At 51.3% G+C, this 21003-nt stretch carries 18 protein-coding genes; 3 read left to right on the plus strand and 15 right to left on the minus strand.

All coding sequences use genetic code 11. The annotated features are described in order from the left end of the window. Window positions 1–1734, plus strand: coding sequence for an ABC transporter ATP-binding protein (locus LAJLEIBI_RS13710; RefSeq protein ID WP_040434894.1), 1734 nt, complete (start codon window positions 1–3; stop codon window positions 1732–1734). A 105-nt stretch (window positions 1735–1839) separates the two neighbouring features. Here the strand turns inward: LAJLEIBI_RS13710 and LAJLEIBI_RS13715 are convergent, their stop codons facing one another. The 7 genes from LAJLEIBI_RS13715 to LAJLEIBI_RS13750 all read right to left on the minus strand — a co-directional run bounded on the left by LAJLEIBI_RS13715 (window position 1840) and on the right by LAJLEIBI_RS13750 (window position 11737). Further along, entirely contained in the window at window positions 1840–2964 is a 1125-nt protein-coding gene (locus tag LAJLEIBI_RS13715; protein ID WP_006442710.1) for a DUF362 domain-containing protein, read from the minus strand. Between the two features lie 343 nt (window positions 2965–3307). Next, complete coding sequence (locus tag LAJLEIBI_RS13720; RefSeq protein WP_006442712.1) at window positions 3308–4354, minus strand: lysylphosphatidylglycerol synthase transmembrane domain-containing protein; 1047 nt, start codon at window positions 4352–4354, stop codon at window positions 3308–3310. After that, window positions 4347–5039, minus strand: a complete 693-nt coding sequence (locus LAJLEIBI_RS13725) for a polysaccharide deacetylase family protein (protein ID WP_006442713.1) — start codon at window positions 5037–5039, stop codon at window positions 4347–4349. Before LAJLEIBI_RS13725 ends, LAJLEIBI_RS13720 begins: the two co-directional genes overlap by 8 nt. Next, complete coding sequence (locus LAJLEIBI_RS13730) at window positions 5036–6118, minus strand: MGDG synthase family glycosyltransferase (protein WP_006442714.1); 1083 nt, start codon at window positions 6116–6118, stop codon at window positions 5036–5038. The genes LAJLEIBI_RS13725 and LAJLEIBI_RS13730 overlap by 4 nt, the downstream gene beginning before the upstream one ends. Before the next feature lie 269 nt (window positions 6119–6387). Further along, window positions 6388–8493, minus strand: coding sequence for a leucine-rich repeat domain-containing protein (locus LAJLEIBI_RS13735; protein WP_006442715.1), 2106 nt, complete (start codon window positions 8491–8493; stop codon window positions 6388–6390). Between the two features lie 542 nt (window positions 8494–9035). Further along, entirely contained in the window at window positions 9036–10523 is a 1488-nt protein-coding gene (galT, locus tag LAJLEIBI_RS13745; RefSeq protein WP_006442718.1) for a UDP-glucose--hexose-1-phosphate uridylyltransferase, read from the minus strand. Window positions 10524–10552: 29 nt separating this feature from the next. Then, window positions 10553–11737 carry a galactokinase gene (locus LAJLEIBI_RS13750; protein ID WP_006442719.1) on the minus strand — a complete coding sequence of 395 codons (1185 nt, stop codon included), beginning with the start codon at window positions 11735–11737 and terminating at the stop codon, window positions 10553–10555. A gap of 148 nt (window positions 11738–11885) precedes the next feature. On the opposite strand from LAJLEIBI_RS13750, the gene LAJLEIBI_RS13755 reads away from it, so the two are divergent. After that, on the plus strand, window positions 11886–12779 hold the full coding sequence (locus LAJLEIBI_RS13755; protein WP_006442720.1) for a helix-turn-helix transcriptional regulator: 894 nt from the start codon (window positions 11886–11888) through the stop codon (window positions 12777–12779). Here the strand turns inward: LAJLEIBI_RS13755 and LAJLEIBI_RS13760 are convergent. Further along, complete coding sequence (locus LAJLEIBI_RS13760) at window positions 12768–13646, minus strand: DegV family protein (RefSeq protein WP_006442721.1); 879 nt, start codon at window positions 13644–13646, stop codon at window positions 12768–12770. The genes LAJLEIBI_RS13755 and LAJLEIBI_RS13760 overlap by 12 nt on opposite strands. A 143-nt stretch (window positions 13647–13789) precedes the next feature. Between LAJLEIBI_RS13760 and LAJLEIBI_RS13765 the strand changes: the two genes are divergently transcribed. Beyond that, a complete protein-coding gene (locus LAJLEIBI_RS13765) occupies window positions 13790–14407 on the plus strand; it encodes a TetR/AcrR family transcriptional regulator (RefSeq protein WP_006442722.1) in 618 nt (205 codons plus the stop codon). Here LAJLEIBI_RS13765 and LAJLEIBI_RS13770 read toward each other — a convergent pair. The 7 genes from LAJLEIBI_RS13770 to LAJLEIBI_RS13800 form a co-directional block, all read right to left on the minus strand. Then, window positions 14370–16283 carry a bifunctional diguanylate cyclase/phosphodiesterase gene (locus LAJLEIBI_RS13770; RefSeq protein WP_006442723.1) on the minus strand — a complete coding sequence of 638 codons (1914 nt, stop codon included), beginning with the start codon at window positions 16281–16283 and terminating at the stop codon, window positions 14370–14372. The two genes, LAJLEIBI_RS13765 and LAJLEIBI_RS13770, sit on opposite strands and share 38 nt — an antisense overlap. 103 nt (window positions 16284–16386) lie before the next feature. Beyond that, entirely contained in the window at window positions 16387–16758 is a 372-nt protein-coding gene (locus LAJLEIBI_RS13775; protein WP_006442724.1) for a MerR family transcriptional regulator, read from the minus strand. A 35-nt stretch (window positions 16759–16793) separates the two neighbouring features. Continuing rightward, window positions 16794–17330 carry a flavodoxin family protein gene (locus LAJLEIBI_RS13780; RefSeq protein WP_006442725.1) on the minus strand — a complete coding sequence of 179 codons (537 nt, stop codon included), beginning with the start codon at window positions 17328–17330 and terminating at the stop codon, window positions 16794–16796. 77 nt (window positions 17331–17407) lie between these two features. Next, complete coding sequence (larE, locus tag LAJLEIBI_RS13785; RefSeq protein ID WP_006442726.1) at window positions 17408–18226, minus strand: ATP-dependent sacrificial sulfur transferase LarE; 819 nt, start codon at window positions 18224–18226, stop codon at window positions 17408–17410. After that, window positions 18210–19502: a nickel pincer cofactor biosynthesis protein LarC gene (larC, locus tag LAJLEIBI_RS13790; RefSeq protein WP_006442727.1), complete on the minus strand. Its 1293-nt coding sequence runs from the start codon at window positions 19500–19502 to the stop codon at window positions 18210–18212. The genes larE and larC overlap by 17 nt, the downstream gene beginning before the upstream one ends. Before the next feature lies 1 nt (window position 19503). Next, window positions 19504–20247, minus strand: coding sequence for a nickel pincer cofactor biosynthesis protein LarB (gene larB, locus LAJLEIBI_RS13795; RefSeq protein WP_006442728.1), 744 nt, complete (start codon window positions 20245–20247; stop codon window positions 19504–19506). A 3-nt stretch (window positions 20248–20250) separates the two neighbouring features. Continuing rightward, complete coding sequence (locus LAJLEIBI_RS13800; protein ID WP_040434895.1) at window positions 20251–21003, minus strand: energy-coupling factor ABC transporter ATP-binding protein; 753 nt, start codon at window positions 21001–21003, stop codon at window positions 20251–20253.

The following is a 21003-nucleotide window of genomic DNA, read 5'->3' on the forward strand; positions in this document are numbered from 1 at the left end:
ATGATCAAGAAACTTCAAAAAAAACTGGCTCTGTCCAGGCAGGGCGCCATAGACCTGATAAAAGGCTGTGCCGCATGCATGCTTCAGAACATAAGCTTCATGTTTCCTGTCGGACTGCTGTATATGCTCGTAGACGATCTGCTGAACGGCAGGACAGTGGCCGACCGCGCAGGACTGTATGCTGCCGGCTGCGTCCTCTGTATACTCCTCATATTTTTTACAACGTGGCTGCAGTACAATGCCACTTACTTTGCCACATATAAGGAGAGCGGAGTGCGCCGCATCTCACTGGCTGAAAAGCTGCGCAAAATTCCTCTGGCCTTTTTCGGGCAGAAAGACCTGGCAGACCTGACAAGCACGATCATGGCAGACTGCACCTTTTTAGAGCAGAGCTTCTCCCACTTTATACCAGAATTATTCGGCTCCATCGGTTCCACGCTCCTCATATCTGTCAGCCTGTTTGTGTACGACTGGCGCATGGCGCTGGCCGCTCTCTGGGTCGCGCCTGTCTCCTTTGCCATCGTTGCACTGTCATCCAGAGTACAGGAACAGCTAAGCAGACGGCAGATGAACGCCAAGATGGACTGCGCAGACGGTATACAGGAATGCATCGAAACCTTGCGTGACCTGAGAGCATGCAACGCAGAGAAAAATTATCTAAGAGGACTCGACAAAAAGATCAAAGCGGTGGAGCGCCGGGCGATCATCTCTGAATTGGGAACAGCTGTATTTGTCGTATCGGCAACCCTCGTTTTAAAGCTGGGCATCGCCACTACGGCACTGACAGGCTCCGCTCTGCTGATAGGGGGAAACCTGGACGTGATGACCTTCTTTATGTTCCTGCTTGTAGTCTCCCGCCTTTACGACCCTCTCCAGAGCGCTCTGCAGAATCTGGCAGCCGTGATCGCTACGCGGACGAACATCAGCCGCATGAATGAAATCCTGGATCACCATGTACAAAGCGGCAGAGAAATGCTTTCAAATCATGGCTGCGACATAGAATTCTCTCATGTCGGCTTCGCCTACAACAGCGGGGAAACTGTACTGAAGGATGTATCCTTTACCGCAAAACAGGGAGAAATAACAGCACTTGTAGGGCCGTCCGGGGGCGGCAAGACAACCGTCTCCCGCCTTGCGGCGCGCTTCTGGGATATCGATCGCGGGACCATCACCGTAGGCGGTATGGACATCTCCAGGATAGATCCGGAGAAGCTGCTGTCACTGTACGCCATCGTATTTCAGGACGTCACTCTGTTTGACAATACGATCATGGAAAACATCCGCATCGGAAGAAAAGATGCCACGGACGAAGAAGTGATGGCGGCAGCCAGACTGGCCAACTGTGATGAGTTTGCGCACAAACTGCCGGACGGTTACCAAAGCAGGATCGGAGAAAACGGCTGTGCGCTCTCGGGCGGTGAACGGCAGAGAATCTCTATCGCAAGGGCATTCCTTAAAAATGCACCCATTATTCTGCTTGATGAGGCCACCGCCTCACTTGATGTCGAGAATGAAACGCTCATCCAATCTGCACTGTCACGCCTTATCCGTAACAAGACGGTGCTCGTGATCGCACATCGTATGCGGACCGTCGCCGGTGCAGACAAGATCGTTGTACTGGATAACGGAAAAGTTGCCGAGGAAGGCGCACCGGAGAAACTGATGAAGAAAAACGGAGTTTACTCCCATATGGCGAAGCTCCAGACATACAGCCAAAGCTGGGCGCTTGAATAACACGTACACGTTCAGTTTTTAACGGAGAACCGCCCCGGATGCCGTAAAGTATCCAGGGCGGTTCTCTGCTGCTCCATCCACTATATGTGATTCGTATATCTCACGTTATATCTCAACAAGTTCATACTCTTCCTGTCCGAGTCCGATTTTGACCGCATGTGCAATACCGGTCTTCCAGTTCGTGTCCGGATGGGTCATATGGAAATGGTCATGACATTTTGCTTCTTCATGATGCTCTTTACAGTTTTCGTGGAGCACGCTTCCATTTTGAAGCACCGGCTGGCTGTTGCACAGATCCGCGCACGCTACATCGAGCGCCACCGGATCATACGATGCCAGCATTCCGACGTTTGGAATGATCGGCACATCATTTTCAGAATGGCAGTCACAGTTCGGTGATACATCGCAGATAAGTGAAATGTGGAAACACGGCCTTCCCTGACAGACCGCCTTGCTGTACTCTGCGATCTTGCAGTTGAGCACATCGTTTGAGTTACTTTCCGTAGGGTGGACTGCATCCTTCGGACAGGCGCCGATACAGCGGCCGCAGCCAACGCATTTGTGAAGGTCTATGTATGCTTTTCCGTCCGTGATGACCGGTGCATCGTGGGCGCATATTCTCTGACATGCCCCGCAGCCGACGCAGTATTCCTGTTCAACGGCCGGCTTGCCCTGATTATGCATCTCCATCTTGCCCGCGCGTGAGCCGCAGCCCATACCTATATTTTTAAGCGCCCCGCCAAATCCGGTGCTCTCATGCCCCTTGAAATGTGTCAGTGTGATAAAAATATCCGCATCCATGACCGCCTGGCCGATCTTCGCCTCTTTGACATACTCACCGTCCACCGGCACAAGCGCCTCATCCGTCCCCTTAAGTCCGTCTGCGATCATCACGTGACAGCCGGTAGAAAACGGTGAGAAGCCGTTGGCGTACGCTGTGTCGATATGATCGAGCGCATTTTTCCTGCTGCCTACATAGAGCGTATTGCAGTCTGTAAGAAACGGCTTGCCGCCCTGCTCCTTTACAATGTCCGCCACTACTTTCGCGTAGTTCGGACGCAGAAACGCCAGATTCCCGTACTCCCCGAAGTGTATTTTGATCGCCGCGTATTTATCCTCAAAATCAATCTCTTTCATGCCTGCGGTAATGCAGAGACGTCTGAGTTTCTGGAGAAGATTCTCATTGGCCGTCGCCTTGAAGTTCGTATAATATACTTTTGATTTATCCATGCTTTCCTCCTTCTACATCCCATATGGTCTGTCGTGCGCTATGTGATAGTTCCATTTTACATGAATCCGTAAAATATGTAAAGAAGCGCACGTGTGGCCAGGCGCAAAGAACGGGTAAGGACTCCTGCAGACAGGAAGCCTTCCCCGTTTTATATACAAAATAATATTATTTTTACCGATTTTATTAGGCGAAGTCCGACGATCATACTACTTCATAAGCACGACCGCCGTCTTCTTTAATTGATATATTTATTATACAAAATGATTATGACCCGAATGTGTCGAAAGGTGAAAATGTTTATAAATTTTCTTAAGAAAAAAGGAAGGCTTTGCCGCATGAAGCTTATCCCCTGCTTCTCTTCATCTTTTTCCCTGTATAAATGAGCAGCAGCATCAGCCCGCTGAATGCAAGGAGAAAGTAAAAACTGATGCCGCGGCTGAGGAGAACTGCAGCCGTCATGGAATTTCCGCTGTATATGCCTCCAAAGAGCTGTATAAATACAAACTCACTTATCCCCATCGCCCCCGGCAGCGGCAGCAGCGCTCCCGCCATATAGACGAGCACCTGCAGCAGAAAAAGATGTATAAACGGGACGCCGTGATACCCAAGCGCCAGATATACCATATACGGTACACCGAACCAGCATACGATCTGGACTGTGCTGATGAAAAGCATCTTTACGATCTCTCTCTTATGCTGCTTCATCGTGAGCGCGCATGTGTGAAACTCTTCAAGTCCTGCCTCCGTCTTCCCGACCCACTCCTGTTTTTTTTCTTCCTTCACAAACGGAAGCTTCGGGATGAGCCGCTCGATCAAGCGGGAAAGCTTCTTTCCCATTTTCTCGGAAAATATAACTGTGACAAGAAACAGTACAAAGACTGCGTTCATAACAAATCCTGCAGCGGCCAGAATCTTTACAGTTACAGGCACCTCAATTCCCATGACCGGCACGAGTATTACCGCCAGTATCTCAAAGAGAAAGACAACCGTCTGAAATCCTGCCAGTTCCATCAGCAGTGCAAGAGAACCATGGGACAGTTCGATCCCGTCTCTCTTCATCATGTACAGCTGCATCGGCTGGCCGCCTGTGGAAGACGGTGTGATGGAGCTGAAGAAAAACCCGGTGTAGGCATACTTCATCCCCTGTACAAACGATACCGGATGTCCCATCACCCGCAGCAATATCCTCAGATTCAGTCCCTCGGACACATGGAAGGTCCCCGCCATCAAAAGACCCAGCGCGATGGATGGAAAGGAGGCCGAAACGGCGATATCCATTATCTGCCCTACATCTTTTCCTTTCATAAGGCAGAAAAACAGCAGAAATAAAATCAGCAGAAACATCAATATTTGTTTTCCAGTCTTCTGTATAGTCATTGTATTATTCATTGTCGTCCACCCTCTTAAACGTGTACCCTTCCTGCAGCAGCATCGGAAGCGCCTGCCTCAGCGCGTCAACAGTTCTTGCCGGAGCTCCCGCAGCGCCTCTTCCGTCATGCAGACAGATGACCGCCCCCGGAAATACTCTGCGCATGATCTTCAAACAAATGGTGTCTGCCGTCTCCTTTTCCGACCAGTCCTGCGCCATGACATCCCAGAATATGAGACGGAGATTCAGCCTCTTAAGCCACCCCAGCGTGAACAGATTGAGATGTCCCCACGGCGGGCGGTAATAGACGGCGTCACATCCAAGCTTTTGCAGCGCAAACATGGACTGCGCCAGATCCGTATACGTAAATCTGTTTCCCCGGAACAAAGCATTGTTGTGATGTACCGAGTGGAGCCCGATGAGATGTCCTTCCTCCTTCATCCGCGCAATGAGCGAAGGATACTTCCCGGCAGACTCAGCCACTGTAAAAAAAGATGCCTTAATCTCATATTTTTTCAGCAGGTCGAGAAGCGCTTCCGTGTCACTTCCGCCCGGCCCGTCGTCAAAGGTCAGATAGAGGACCCTGCCGCTGCCGGCGCGTTTCCTCTTCCACGTCTGTACATACCTGAGTGCAAAGGACGGAAACACACTGTAGCTTAAAACTATTATGGCCAGAACGGCCGTCGCTGCTATCATCCACATCATGCCGCCATCCTTTCCGCTACGGTACGCATCGCATCTTCGACACTGCATTCCATGATCTCACGCTTCACTCTGCGCATATTTTTTTTCATCTCCTGCCACTGTCTGTCATCGGAGAGAAATTCTTTCAGAATACCGGTAAAATCGGTTGTTTTATCCCAGATCACCCTGGCAATTCCGTGTTCCTGCGCATACCGCGCGTTGTTAACTTCCTGCTCCAGGAACGGGTGAATTACGAAAAGCGGCACTTCACAGTGAATAAGTTCAAATAAGGTGATCCCTCCTGCTTTTGTGATGACAAGATCCGCCTCCTTCACATGATCACTCATATTTTCCGTATAACCAAGCACTTCTATGTCATCGTATTTCCCATGCCAGGTATCGTACGCTTTCTGATTCTTCCCCGTTATGATCGTCGCGGACACGCCGGGTGTGTGGTGGAGCATATCTATAAGCTCATCCAGATTTGGTATGATGCCGAGCCCTCCTCCCATGATCAGCACCTTCGTTACTTTATCCCGCTGCTTTCCGGTGTTCTCAAGAAACTGCTGTCTGACCGGGATCCCTGTCACGAACACATTCTCCGGCGCCGTTCCCCTCTCCACGAGGCTTTCCTTCACCTCATTTGTCGGAGCCAGATAGGCGTCTGTCTGCGGGGTTATCCACTCCGGATGTATACTGATATCCGTGATACAGGTAACAAGCGGGATCCGGCACCCTGTCTTCTCAATATAAGAGGCAATTGACTTTGCACAGAGCGGCAGCGTACATACGATCATATCCGGCTCATACTCGTCCATAAGCTTCTGCAGCTTTTTATATACCGTAATTCCCGACGGTTTTATATCCACCTTCATTTTGCCTGATAATTTATATACCATGTTATATATTCCGTAACAGTGCTCCACAAGCATATGGAACAACTTAAATATATAGCGGCTTACGCGCGGATAACAGTAAGTGAGCAGATCCAGCTCCGTTACCCTGGCGTCTTCATTCTGTTTCTTTATCTCTTCACCGATGGCTTTCGCCGCCATCTGATGACCCATTCCAAACTGACTACTTAAAATTAATACGTTCATTTTCCCATCTCCTTTCAGATTACTTATATCTTAGCCCGCAAATCTAAAGATTTCCTAAATACAATTCTAAATATCCGTCTAAGAATGGATGTAGTTTCTCTTAAGGAGAACGGCCCTTTTTTCAATGATCCACAGAATATCAGAAAGGCCGCCGCGGTCCATCACCGCGGCGGCTTTTCTAAAACGTATCCGGTTATGGCAGGAACCTGTCCCCCCGCCTTATACACACCTTTGATAAAGCCAGGTACATCCGGGGCAGTTTTCCCCGCTCACTCCCGACGCTTTGTGCCGCGGCATTTCCGATAGGCAGCAAGGGTGGCGCAGCCCAGGAGGACCGCCACTATTATCACCAGCCAGGGCAGTATGTCTGCCGGATCGCCCGTCTGCGGGACAGTGTCCGATTTGATGGTGATGTTCCTTGTATGAGGCGCGCCGTCCGCGGTGCCGGTCTCCGCCGTGCCCTTGCCTGGGATGGTAAACGCCGGGATCGGGATCTTGAAACCGCGGTCGCTCACATTGCCGTCCGCGTCCTTCACCACGATGTAAATGTCCTGGGCTCCGGCAGAGAGGGTGGTGAGACGGATCGTCTGAAGGCCGGTCCCACAGGCCGGGCCCTTGCCGGTGGTGTCGATGGCGGGCCGGGCCGCGCCGCTGTCCACCACGGCGTAGTAATACCAACCGGCCCTGCTGCTGGTGAAGGTAACGTTGGCCGCCATATCGCTCGTACGGACAGCCGTGCCAGCTTTAAGGACGGGGGCCGTGGCGTTAAAGGTGGTAAACGTCCATCTGCCGAATTGGGCCAAGTCTTTGCCGATGTCAAAAGCATCCGCGCTGTAGCCCGCGCCGCCGAAGGGGTAGTACACCGTGCCGGTGGTAGCGTTTGCCGCCATTGCGGAGAATATATAGCTGCCGATGGCGGGGGCGTCTGCGCCGTAAAAGCGCAGGCTGGTGAGACTGGAGCATTCTTGAAACGCCCTATCGCCAAGACTTGTAAGGCCGGCGGGGAGACGCACTTCGGTGAGGGCGGCATTCCCCCAAAACGCGCCGCCGCTGATGGTAGTGAGCCGGGCATAACCAGACAGGTCCAGCGTGCCGGTGAAGCCGCAGTAAGAGAACGCGTCGACACCAATTTGGGTGAGACCGGACGGCAGCTCCGCTGCGGCCAGGTTTCTGCAGCCTGAAAACAAGCCCGGGGGTATGACCGTCATTTGGGCCGGCAGCCGCGCACTGGAAAAGCCGCAGTCAGAGAACGCATACTCACCCATGGTGGTAAGGTTTGTCAGGCCGGTCAGGTCCAGCCCTCCCGTGAACCCACAGTTATTGAACGCAAATCCTCCAATAGTGGTAAGGTTTGTCAGGCCGGTCAGGTCCAGCCCTCCCGTGAACCCACAGTTATTGAACGCAAATTCTCCAATAGTGGTAAGGTTTTTCAGGCTGGTCAGGTCCAGCCCTCCCGTGAACCCACAGTTATAGAACGCAAATCCTCCAATAGTGGTAAGGTTTGTCAGGCCGGACACGTCCAGCCCTCCCGTGAACCCACAGTTATAGAACGCAGACTCTCCAATAGTGGTAAGGTTTGTCAGGCCGGACACGTCCAGCCCTCCCGTGAACCCACAGTTTTTGAACGCATACTCTCCAATAGTGGTAAGGTTTGTCAGGTCGGTCAGGTTCAGCCCTCCCGTGAACCCACAGTTATAGAACGCCGTACTGCCGATGGTGGTAAGGCTTGTCAGGCCGGACAAGTCCAGCCCGTTCGCGGTGAGGTTTTTCCAACTATTGAACGCATTGTTACGAATCTGCACAAGATTCACCGCCCCGGTGATGTCCAGAGTGGTGGCCGCTGTTCCTCCGGCAAAGGCTCTTTCCGCAATCTCCGTCACCTTATAGGTGTTCCCGCCGCCATCCTGGACCGTGGCAGGGATAGCGAGGGTGGCCTGCGCGCCGCCCGCTCCCCAGCCGGTCAGGGATACGGTGCGAAGATCCGCGCCACTTGTCAGCACCTTGTACCCAAGGCCGCCGGCCTCAAAAGTATCGGCTGACGCATCCCTCTCGGTGGCGGCAGGGAGCGTCACGGCGGCGGCTGTTTCCGCCTGTACGGCCGGCGTGCCGGTGTCTGAGTTGGATGCCGCGCCTCCGCTGTCCTCATAATCTGTCGGGACGCTTCCTCTTACCGGCAGCCCGCCGCAGCTTTCATCATGCACATGGCCGCAGGGCGCCCCCTCCACAGCGGAAACATAGCCGCAGCTCCCGTCGTGAACATGGGTACAGCCGTCGTTTGCGGCAAAGGCCACAGCGGGCACATTCCCGCAGAAAAGAAGCGCCGCGCACAGCACAAAGCCCAACCTCTTTTTCATTCTCATCTCAACTTTCATCATTTATCCTCCTTCAGGTCACCTTTTTTAGTTGCCGCGTAACTGCGCGCTGCCGCTGCGCGTATACAGACGGTCCGGGCGCCGGCCGCTTCGCAGGGAATCGAAAGACTGCCGGGGGCTATTGTCCCGCTCTTTTGCGCGGCTTCTCCGGAGGCTTTGTACAAGAGGGCGGACAGAGGGACTTGTTGTGCCTGTGTAACAGGCACAACAAGGGGGTACCCCCTTGTGATCAGATATTAGCCGCCCGGCTCGTTGCCCTCACGAAGAAAGCAAAACAGAAAGCCTGTAAAGACTTTCTGCATGTATGGTTTATTCCGCTTTCATTTTACCATAAGAGGCGCAAAAAAGGGCGAAGGTTGAAAAATTTATACCTTCGCCCCTGCATGATTCCGTTTTTGCTTCAAACAGACTGGATATACACCGTGAGACAGGCGGCGGCTTTTATCGCAGAAGCACATGTTCTGTCCACAGAGACAGAGTCAGGGCCTGCTGATATATGAAACCGACATTTCCCTTTTCTATATTTCTCTCTCATTATACGGGCATTATAAGGTGTGGATGAATCTGAGAAAGGCTTTTCTCCCTTCTTCAGTGCACTTATATACGCCGGCATTTTCAAGTACCCGTGTGAATGTAATACCGATCTCTTTTTTCAGAATATCCATCACATTCTCTCTTGTGATCTCGTATTTATCTTTGAAGGCCGCCGCCCACGCAGCGTGTTTGGCCGTCTTCTCATCTTGTTCGATATCACTGCCCTCCACCAGGTGTTCCGCAAGAGCTTCCATCTCGTCTTTGAGCCTGGACGGCAGGACGGCAAGCCCCATCACTTCAATAAGGCCGATGTTTTCTTTCTTTATGTTGTGATACTGCGCGTGGGGATGATATACGCCAAGCGGATGTTCCTCAGACATAATGTTATTACGGAGCGCCAGATCAAGTTCAAATGTATCTCCAACCTTACGCGCGATGGGTGTGATCGTGTTGTGGGGCTCTCCGTCCGTCTCTGCAAAGATAAAGGCATCCTCGTCCGTGTAGCCTCTCCATGCCGTCAGCACATGGTCCGCCAGCGCGATAAGCCGCTTCTCGTCTTTGCCTCTTATGCGCAGCACAGACAGCGGCCACTTGACGATCCCCGCTTCTACATCTTCATAGCCCGGGATCGTAACCGCAGTCTCCACTGGCGCCTTTGCCATTGCAAATGTATAATTTCCTCCCTGAAAGTGGTCATGACTTAAGATAGAACCGCCGACGATCGGAAGATCCGCATTAGAGCCGAGAAAATAGTGCGGAAACAGCTTTACAAAATCAAACAGCTTTACAAATGTATTCTTCTCTATCTTCATCGGCGTGTGCTGCCCGTTCAGCACAATACAGTGCTCATTGTAATAGACATACGGTGAATACTGGAATCCCCACCTGCTGTCATTGATCGTGACCGGGATGATCCGGTGGTTCTCTCTGGCCGGGTGGTTCAGATGTCCCGCATATCCTTCGTTCTCCATACAGAGCAGGCACTTCGGATAACCCGACGCTTTGGCGCTTCCCGCCGCGGCGATGGCCTTTGGGTCTTTCTCCGGTTTGGACAGATTGATCGTAATGTCGATCTCACCATAGGGGGAGTCTGCCTTCCACTTCATATCTTTTTTTACCCGGTATCTGCGGATGTAGTCACTGTCCTGGCTGAACTTGTAGAAATAGTCCGCAGCCTCCTTCGCAGATATGTCATATTTTTTCCAGAAGGTCTCCTGCACCTGCGCCGGGCGCGGGAGCAGGCAGTTCATGATCCTTGTGTCAAACAGATCCCGGCATGTGATGCTGTCTTCTATGAGTCCCCGGGAACATGCCTCGTCGAGAAGTCCTTTCAGCACATCCTCAAGGACTATATCCGACAGGTCGCATTCTGTATCCTCATAATTGTCTTCGCAAAACAGATCAAGCAGCAGATTCGTTGTATAACTGCGCTCACATTCAGGTGTCAGTCCTGTTTCCACTCCGTATTCAACCAGCTTTTTTATATTTTCAAATAACATCTCAGCGTCTCCTTTTCCCCTTTCCTTCTTTATTCCTTTGTGACGGTTTCCCGGAATCTGTGGGCTCCATCGCCGATATCGACCACATAGAATTCCGCCTCGCATCCTGTCTGTTTCCGGTATCCGCTTCCGAGCGTTTCGATAAAGGTATCAACGGCATCTCTCTTAACGATGCTGACCGTGCAGCCTCCGAATCCGCCTCCCGTGATGCGTGATCCTATGACGCCGGGCACTTCCCATGCCAGCTCAACAAGAAGATCTATCTCCTTGCAGGACACCTCATAATCATCTCTCTGTGACAAGTGGGATTCATTCATGAGACGGCCAAACAGTTCTATGTCACCGCTTCTAAGCGCCTCCACTGCCCGGATCGTCCTCCGGTTTTCGTATACGGCGTGTTTTGCCCGCCTCCTCCTCGTTTCATCTCCTATGGCAGACTGATACCTTTCAAAGTCCTGCTCCGTCAAGTCGCCCAGCGTCTTGATATCCGTGACCTTCTTCAGTTCCATGAGCGCCTCTTCGCTCTCTCTTCTTCTGTCGTTATAAGCGGAATCCACAAGGCTGTGCTTTACCTTGCTGTTTGTGATGACAATGCGCGCATCTGTAAGTACGACAGGCGCATATTCATACGCGAGCGTATTCGTATCAAGGAAGATGGCATTGTCCTTTTTCCCCATGGCGCTGGCAAACTGGTCCATGATTCCACAGTTGCAGCCGTTAAAGTTGTTCTCCGAATACTGGCCGATGAGCGCGATCTCTGTCATGGAGACATCAAAGCCATACATATCCTTAAGGATCAGACCGGTCAGCACTTCCAGCGAAGCGGACGACGAAAGTCCCGAGCCGTTTGGTATATCCCCCCAGATAAGCAGATCCAGTCCATGTGAAAGCTTGTATCCGCGCTCCTCAAAGGCCCACATGACCCCTTTCGGATAGTTCGTCCATCCCGCCGCCTCACTCGGAAGGAGTTCATCAAGTCCTGTTTCTATTACTCCCATTGTGTCAAAATTCACAGAGTAGAACCGGAGTTTCCTGTCCTCCCTCATTCTTGCGATCCCGTAGGTGCCGATCGTAAGTGCGCACGGGAACACATGACCGCCGTTATAATCCGTGTGTTCTCCGATGAGATTTACGCGTCCCGGCGCAAAATAAGCGCGGATATCTCCGCCCTCCCCGTACAGTTCTCTGAACTTTTCTGTTAATTTCTCCTTCATATACCTTTCCTTTCCCCACTCACGGACAGACTCCTGCCTGCGGGTCAAAATTTCCGTTGCCTTATTTTTATCTTTATTCTATAATTTTAATGAGTAATGATACAGAAAACAACAACTATAATTGAAAAAACCATAAGGATATTGAGATATGCAGCTGAAGATCAGACCAGATCAGATGGAAATAAAAGAACATGGAAATTACAGCTTCCCGGTATATATAAGCGAAGAATCCATCAACCGCTTTGACTCAAACTCTTTTCTCTGGCACTGGCACCCTGAGATAGAGCTTACATGGGTCATGAAGGGGCGGATCGAATATCATGTGAACGACACATGTTACATTCTGACAGAAGGGAACGGACTCTTTGCAAACAGCAATACCCTTCATTCCGGATATATGACAGAAAAGCAGGACTGTGACTATCTATCCGTAACGTTCAGCCCAAGATTCATCTATGGGTATGAAAACAGCGCCCTGCATACAAAATATGTAGACTTTATCACTTCCAATCCGGACTGGTCCTCCCTCTTACTCAGCAGAGAGACGGACTGGCAGCGCGATATACTGGACGAGATCCGGCATATATATGCCTTGTCGAAAGCTCCTCCTGCGGATTATGAGCTTAAGGTCCATATTGCGCTGTGCACTGTCTGGCAGAAGCTCTACCGCTATTACAGCACAGTGCCCGCAGATGAGAGGCAGACATCGGAAGCCCTGAGACGGCTGAGAGATATTCTGTCTTACATACAGCTCCACTATAATGAAAATATTGCATTGGAAGATATTGCCCGCAGCATCGGCATATGTAAAAGTGAATGCTGCCGCTTTTTCAAAAAGCATATGCATATGACGCTGTTTGAATACGTGATGTACTACCGTATACAGCAGAGTCTTCCCCTGCTGAAAGCGGGGGAGAGCATCACAAAGGCCGCCGGTGTCTCCGGCTTTTCCAACCCGTGTTATTACGGAAAGATATTCCGCCGGTATATGGAATGTTCCCCTAGCCAATACCGAAAACTCTGGCGTGACTCAGCCGTTTAGGCAGTGCTTCCTGTAAATGCCCACTCCAAGCCCGCCCGGCCCAATATGACAGCCAATGCTCAGCGTGAGCGGCATATACATTACATCCAGACCAGGGAATTCCCTTTCAAATTCCGCTTTCCAGCCTTCCAGAAGCGCCGGCTCCATATAGGTGCCGGCAATGCCCGCACAGAGACAGCCGGCTTCCTGCAGGCCGCGGAATCTTCCCGCCAGTTCCCCTTTCAGCGCCCGGCACATCGTCTTAAAAGCGGATTTCATCCCGCGGGCTTTCGCATAGGCATCCAGCTTATCTCCCTGTATCGTGAGTACGGGCTTTATATTCAGCACTGTGCCGACCGCCGCTCCCGCCGGGGTCACTCTGCCGCCCTTCTGTAAATACTCCAGCGTATCGACCGCTATATATATGCTGGCATCCAGAGCCTCCCGCTCAAGGATGCTTTTGATCTCCGTTCCGTTTCTCCCCTGCTGAACGAGAATCCGGGCATCCAGAACCGACTGCGCCTGGGTGATCGATATTCTGTGATTATCCACAACATGCACCCGGTCGCCATACTCCTGTGAGAACGCGGCTGCACATTCATAGGAATGGCTGAGCCCGCTGGACATCGGAATATAAACGATCTCATCATATTTCTCAAGCAGTCTGTCCCACCTGTCCATGACATCTCCCGGTGAAGGCTGGGAAGATGTGACGGACGCTCCCCCGGACAGCTTTTCATAAAACTGCTCCTGCGAAATATCCAGCCCTTCATAATAAGTAGTTCCATCTATGACAATCGGCATCGGTATGATCGATATACCATACTTTTCCCCGTCCTCCTGCATAAATCCACAATTACTGTCTGTCATCACTGCAACGCCTGGCATAAACGCTCCTTTCCGTTAACTAACACATTGACCGTTATTATTACACGTGTTAAGATTATAGCAAACTGAAGGAAGAAGGACAATTTACAGATATTCACTTCTGTCAGTTATTTATACAGATTGGAGAAATTGTAAAAAAGATCATGGAAGACAGACGCGTCCGGAAGACAAAGAAAAACTTAAAAGGTACTCTGATAGAAATGCTGGCGGATATGCCGTTTGAACAGATATCCATCACCGAACTCTGCCGCAGGGCCGACACGAGCCGCATCACCTTCTACTCTCACTACAGCGACAAGTATGCCCTCGCGGATGATATTTTTCAGGATATGATCCGCATCGGGACAGGTAATTATATACGCAGACAGGCGGAGAATAACCCCGGCAGAGACCTTGTGCTCGGATACTGCAATGTGCTGGACGTCATACTGGAATTATACTATGCCAATTACGACTTTTTCCGGCACACACTGCCCGAGGAGAATCCGTACCTTGCATTCTCTTTCTATAACTATGTTCTGGAAACGGTGGAGATGCACACAGACAAAGAGGCGCGCATATTAAACTTTCACCTTAGATACACTGCAAAAAAAATCGCAGGATTCCTCTGCTACGGAATCCTGGGATTTATCAACGAATGTCATTCAGAAAAGGAAACACTGGAAGAAATACGCGGGGAAGCCAAGGAAATATTGAAAGGGCTCCTGCGGTCCGACGTACTTGTCAGCCGCGAAACTTCACCAGCTCAGCCCCCGGCATAGGCCGCGCATAATAAAAACCCTGGATCTTATCCGCCCCCATACTGGTGAGCGTCTCCGACTGGCCGGCCGTCTCGACCCCTTCTGCGATAACTTCCATCCCCATCTCATGGAACAGGCTGATAAGGCCGCAAACTATATTGTAACCCTTCTCCGCCTTCTCGGTGATGCCCACAAGACTCTTATCCAGCTTGATCGATTCAAAATGATACTCTGCCACGGAAGCAAAATTAGAATAACCGATGCCAAAGTCATCCAGATAAAAACGAAATCCGAATTCTTCCATCTCATGTATCACTTTCTGTACCTGCACCGCATCTTCTGATATGACACGCTCGGTGATCTCAAACTTTATCTTTTGGGGCGCAATGTCCCATGCCCCCAGAAGTCTCTGGATCCTCCGCGGAAGATCAGGCTCCTCAAATTGTTCCATAGACATATTCACAGATATCGTACCGACCGGCAGATCCGGATTTCTCTTAATAAACCGGCACACTTCCCCGAGCACCTGCCAGAAGATATTGCTCACGACTCCGATCCCTTCCGCTACAGGGATAAATTCATCCGGAGAGAGAAATCCTCCTTCTCCGTCCCGGAGCCTTACGAGCGCCTCTGCAGAATAATAACATCCCTTTTCCGGGGAATATACCGGCTGGTACCATACTTCAAAAAGCTGTTCTTTCACCGCTCTGCGCACGGTATCCGCCACCATCCTGGCGCGCAGGAAACGTTCTTTTACTTCCCTGCCGAAATGTATATGCTTCTGGCCGGAATGCTTGGCAAGCGAAAGCAAGTAGTCCAGAAGCTCCATCATCTGGTCTTCTTCCTGGTCTCCCCCTGTATGGACCATACTGCCGAAAGCTGCCGTTATGGTCTCCTCGTACTGTCCGATCACCCATGGCTGCTCAAACCTCTCTTCCAGCTCTCTTGCATATCTGTCCGCCAAAGCAGAGTCTGAATAAGGAAATATAACGGCAAATGTCACCCCTATATATCTGTAAACGGCAGCTTCTCTGTATGTCTCTTCCAGCCACAAAACAACGGCATAGAGAAATTCATTGCCGGTCTGATGGCCGTAACGCTGATTGATAGCTCCGAAATCTCGCGGAACTACAAGCAGTACCTGAAACTTCTGCTTTCCCGCCACCCGGTAAGCAAGCTCGGAATAGAATGCATTTCTGTTTCCCGCCCCGGTCACGCTGTCATTCTCTCTCCGCTGGCTGAAGAAGCTTATAAAAAGAATCGTATCGACAAACGCCACGATGATCCCATTGAGCAGCAGCCCCTGATTTATGAGCTGCATTGCAACAAGCGTAATGACAACCGGCGGAAACAGTTTCAGCGCATGTTTCATCTCCCTGCTCACACTGGAACGGTGTCTGAAAAAACAGATATACAGAAACATCATCTCCAACAGCATAACACCGTAACCTGCGCCATTCAATATCCCTCTGTGATAATTGCCCCCGCTGTCAAACCAGAACAATACCCCCGCCTTCAGATTCACGAAAATAAGGACGGTATAGAGACTGACAAAAGAGACGAGCATTCTTCTGGCACGCACGATGCAGTATTGGTCATACACGTGTTCCAGCATTTTCTCAAATATATACATGGCCGTCACTGAGGTGAGCAGTACGACGAGCCAGAAATACAACGAATTGGCCAGTACATTTATTCCCCCAGGTATAAGCCTTCTGTGCTTCAGCAAAATGACACAGATCATATTTAACACAATGGAACATCCCGAAAGTACAAGGCATGTTCCAAACAGCTTCAGCGAATGTGTGATTCTCTTCTTATATATCGCAAGGCTCGACAACAGAATTATGACAAGCAGCAGCGCGGCAAACTCTGTGAGCAGTGACCAGTTTGACATATATTGCGGACCTCCCCCATCTATACAGTACCCTCATTTCATATGGTTCTAATTATAACTGTAAATGAATGGCAGTTCAACAAATATATGTCATAAATTGACGTTACTGCCCGGATGAACTCCTCATCAGTCCCTGGTCGTAACGCTCTATCTTCCCGTTCAGACGCTCCAGCGCCGCCTGCATATCCTCCATCCTTTCGATCAGACGGTTTCTCTGCTCGGCAAGAATATCCCTGCGGGCATCGACCGTATCGTCGCCCTGCCGGTACAGCGCCACATATTCTATAAGCGCTTCTATCTGTACACCGGCCTTGCGCATACACTTTATAAGCTGGACCCACTGACAGGACTCTTCATCGTAGTCTCTCACGCCGCTTTTATTGCGCGGAACCCTTGGTATGAGTCCGATTCTCTCATAATAGCGTAAAGTGTCGGCAGACAGATCAAAACGTTCACTCACTTCTTTGATCGTCATACTATGTCCCTCCTGATTTTATATGATCTGGTTGTTTAAACATTGCGGCCGGCATCATATGCTTCCTGCATTGCCGGTTTATCTTTGACCTCTCCCGCCTGCCATACTCCGGCGCCATAAATGACGCCTCTCTCCCGGGGACTGTCAAGACAGACCGTAAATCCACGGAGTCCTTCGACCGTACGCTCCATCTGCGCGATGCTGTCCACCGCCGCAGTGACGATAAAATAAAATTCTTTCTCTTTCATCTCCGTGTATCTGGAACAGCACCGGTCGATGAGCGTTTTCATCTGGGCATCCATCGTGTAGAAATAAACCGGCGTAGCCATGACGATCACATCCGCCTCGATGAGCTTATCCAGGATCTTAGCCATATCATCCTTCTGCGGACACGGTTTTCCGAGAAAAGAACAAGTACCGCAGCCGGTACAGTAATTGATATTCTTTTCCCTCAGAAATATTTTCTCCGCTTTATTTCCCGCCTCAACGGCTCCTCTCATAAACTCATCACACAAAATATCCGAATTCCCGCCCTTTCTGGGACTCGCCGACAGTAACAATACTTTCTTCATATTTTCAGGCTCCTTCCTTAGCTTTTATATGAGCGTATCACCTGGAGTGTACTCAAAGTCAATACTTTTTCGGAAGATCATGAAATTTTTATATCCATGCTGCCTGAACGGAAGCCCTCCAGATCTATCGTGATATATGTAAATCCGAGTTCTTTCAGCTGTTCTGTCAGTTCCTCTCTGCGCCTGAAAAGCCCGTCCAGAGCTTCTGCATCCACTTCTATTCTGGCTATATCGCCGTGCAGACGCAGACGTACATTATAAAAGCCCATTTCCCGGATGTACGCCTCGCCCCTTTCTATCATCTGAAGCTTATCACAGGTGATATGTGTGCCATAGGGAAGCCTTGTCGCCAGGCAGGGGCTCGCCGGACGTTCTGCCACCGAGACGCCGCGCCTTCGCGCCAGTTCTCTGACTTCCTGCTTCGTTATGTGGCATTGTGCCAGCGGACTTAAAATACGAAGCTCCTTGAGCGCCTTGAGACCGGGGCGGTATTCATGCAGATCATCTTCATTCGTTCCTTCCAGCACACAGCGCACATTGAGTGTTTCCGCAAGCGCTCTTATCTTGCGGAAAATACTCTTCTTGCAGCGGTAGCATCTGTCCACCGGATTCTCTTTAATTCCAGCCTCGTCAAGCTCATCGATCTCCAGCACACGATGCAGCGCCCCCATCTCCCGGGCCACTCTCCTGGCCGTATCCAGGTCGCTTCCCGGATGCAGCTTTGTCATCACCGTTACAGCGTACACGTCTGTGCCATTCTCTAAAGCCGCATCACACGCCGCTCTCAGAAGAAGGGCAGAGTCGGCTCCGCCTGAGAATGCCACGACAACATCTTCTTTCGTCCACTCCTTCAGCATATGCGAAAGCCGGACATATTTTTCATTGTTTGCTTCCATCACATTCCCTCATGATCAGTGCGTATACCTCCTGATACGGTCGTTTACATGCCCTGCCAAGAGCCGCGGCGCTTTCATATTCCGGATACGCTCTGACGTTGGAACCGACCCGGCACATCTTCACCTTCGCGTCCCCGATGCTTGTATGCACCGTCTTTACCGTACGCTCCAGCACGGTGCGCTCCATCCTCTGTCTCCGTATTCCGATGGTCGTCGTCTCCTCGAATACGATCTGTTCCAGCCGTGGGATATCTTCCTCAGAGCATATGATATTAAGCTGATAGGCAGGACGGTTTTTCTTCATGTAGACAGGCATATAATTTACATCTCTGGCGCCTTCTTCCATGAGGCGCTCCATCACGTATCCGAGCGCTTCGCCGGTACAGTCGTCGATGTTTGTCTCCAGCTTCCATATACAGTCGCTTTCAAAAGATGGACTCGTATCTTCAATTAACATGGCTCTTAAGATACCCGGGCGGTCATACTCCCGTTTTCCTGCCCCCATTCCCGTCTTCCTCACTGCAAATGACGCCGGCAGCTTCTCTGACGTACGCACCGCGGCTGCTATAGCCGCGCCTGTAGGTGTGACAAATTCTCCCCGGCTTTCTGTCAGGCTGAGATTCAAATGATATGTCTCCACGATATTGGCGACCGCCGGCACCGGCACCGGGAGAATACCGTGCTGACAGCGTATTGTTCCGCAGCCTTCATAAAGCACCGGCACGATGCACTCCTTCACGCGCAGGTTGTCAAGGCATACGGCCACAGATAGGATGTCTACGATCGAATCGACCGCCCCCACCTCATGAAAATGCACTTCCTCCACAGGCACGCCGTGGGCTTTCGCCTCCGCGTCTGCCAGAATCCGGAATATCTTTTCCGCTGTTTCTTTTGCGCCGTCTGTCATCCGGGCATGGCTGATTATGTGCAGAATCTCATGAAGTCCCCGGTGGACATGCGCGTGCGCGTGTGAATGTCCGCCTTCCCCGTCGTGGCTGTGTCTGTGCACGTGGCCGTGATGACCGTGCAGGTATTCCATGTCATGATCGTGATTTTGATGCGCTTCATCGAGAACAACGTCAAAATCACATACGTCAAGCCCCGCCTTTTTTACCCTGCTTATTTTTATCCGGAAGCCCTCTACCGGAAGACTCTCAAGCGCCTGCTCCAGTACCTTCCGGTCCGCTCCCAGGTCAAGCAGCGCGGCAGCCGTCATATCGCCGCTGATGCCTGAGCAGCATTCCAGATATAGTATGTTCCCTGTCTGTTTCTCCATATTACCGTACCCCCAGTCTGTTGATCTGCGCCGCCATATATCCCGCGCCGTAGCCATTGTCTATGTTCACTGTCGCGATCCCGTTTGCACAGGAATTGATCATCGTAAGCAGCGCCGACAGTCCTTTAAAGTTCGCGCCGTAGCCGACCGACGTCGGCACCGCGATGACCGGTTTATCCACCAGCCCGCCTATGACACTGGCCAGCGCCCCTTCCATGCCGGCCACGGCCACGACACAGTTTGCGCTCTGAAGTGTCTCAAGTCTTGCGAGCAGACGGTGAAGCCCGCTCACTCCCACGTCGTAGATACGCTCCACACTGCTTCCGAAAAATTCAGCTGCCTGGGCGGCTTCCTCCGCCACCGCTATGTCCGCTGTACCAGCCGTGCAGACCGCGATCTTTCCTTTCCGCTCTTTTCCTTCCTTCTCAACCTTCAAAATGCGGGAGACCGGGTCGTAAGTAATCTCCGGTATCCGCTCCCGCACCAGTTCATACTGTGCCTCGGACGCCCTTGTGCCGAACACCTCTTTGTTTTCTTCAAAAAGAACTTCAAAGATGTGCAGCAGATGTTCGTCTGCCTTACCGCTGCAGAACACTACTTCCGGAAATCCGGACCGGATCTCCCTGTGGGTATCCAGCTTGGCATACCCCATATCTACAAACGGCTTCCGGCGGAAATACCTTTCCGCTTCCTCAACCGTTATTTCTCCTGTCTTCACCTGTTCCAATATCTCATGCGTCTCCATCGCTCAGACTCCTTTCATAAAACGGAAGGAAAGAGGCAGTTCCAGCCCGTGGGAGGCGAGCAGCTCTTCATCCTTTAATATCTCTTCCGTCTTTCCTGCCCGCACGATCTCTCCTTCTGACAGGAGCACCGTCCGCCCGCACGTATCGTAGATAAAATCCAGATCGTGGGAGGCGATCAGCCTGACCGCAGGCAGCTCATTTAATATATGTATCAGCTTCCTCCTGTTCCCGGGGTCCAGTGCGGCGGACGGCTCATCCATAAGCAGTATCTCCGCCCCCATGGAAAGCACGGACGCAATGGCGGCCAGTTTCTTCTGTCCTCCGGACAGGCGGTAAATATGCCGGTCTTTCAGCTCCTCGATGCCGGTCTGCCTGAGCGCCTCCAGCGTCCGCTCCTTCACCTTCTCTTCACTCATACCGTAGTTTCGCGGGGCAAAAGCCACATCCTCATATACCGTGTTCATAAAAAGCTGACTGTCCGAATCCTGGAATACATAACCGGCCTTCCGGCGGATGGCGGACAGATTCTCCTTCACCACATCCATACCGCACACCTGCACGCTCCCTTCATAACCGGGCAGCAGACCGACCAGTATCTTAAGCAGTGTTGACTTCCCTGCCCCGTTGGCGCCGATAATGCCGACAGACTCTCCGTCTTCCGCAAAAAACGCGGCTTCTTTAAGTACAGGGGCTGTCTGCCCTTTATCTCTGCTTTTGTACCGGAACGTAAGGTTTTCTATCTCTATTTTTTTCAA

This window comes from [Clostridium] hylemonae DSM 15053 (assembly GCF_008281175.1).
Classification (GTDB): Bacteria; Bacillota; Clostridia; order Lachnospirales; family Lachnospiraceae; genus Extibacter; species Extibacter hylemonae.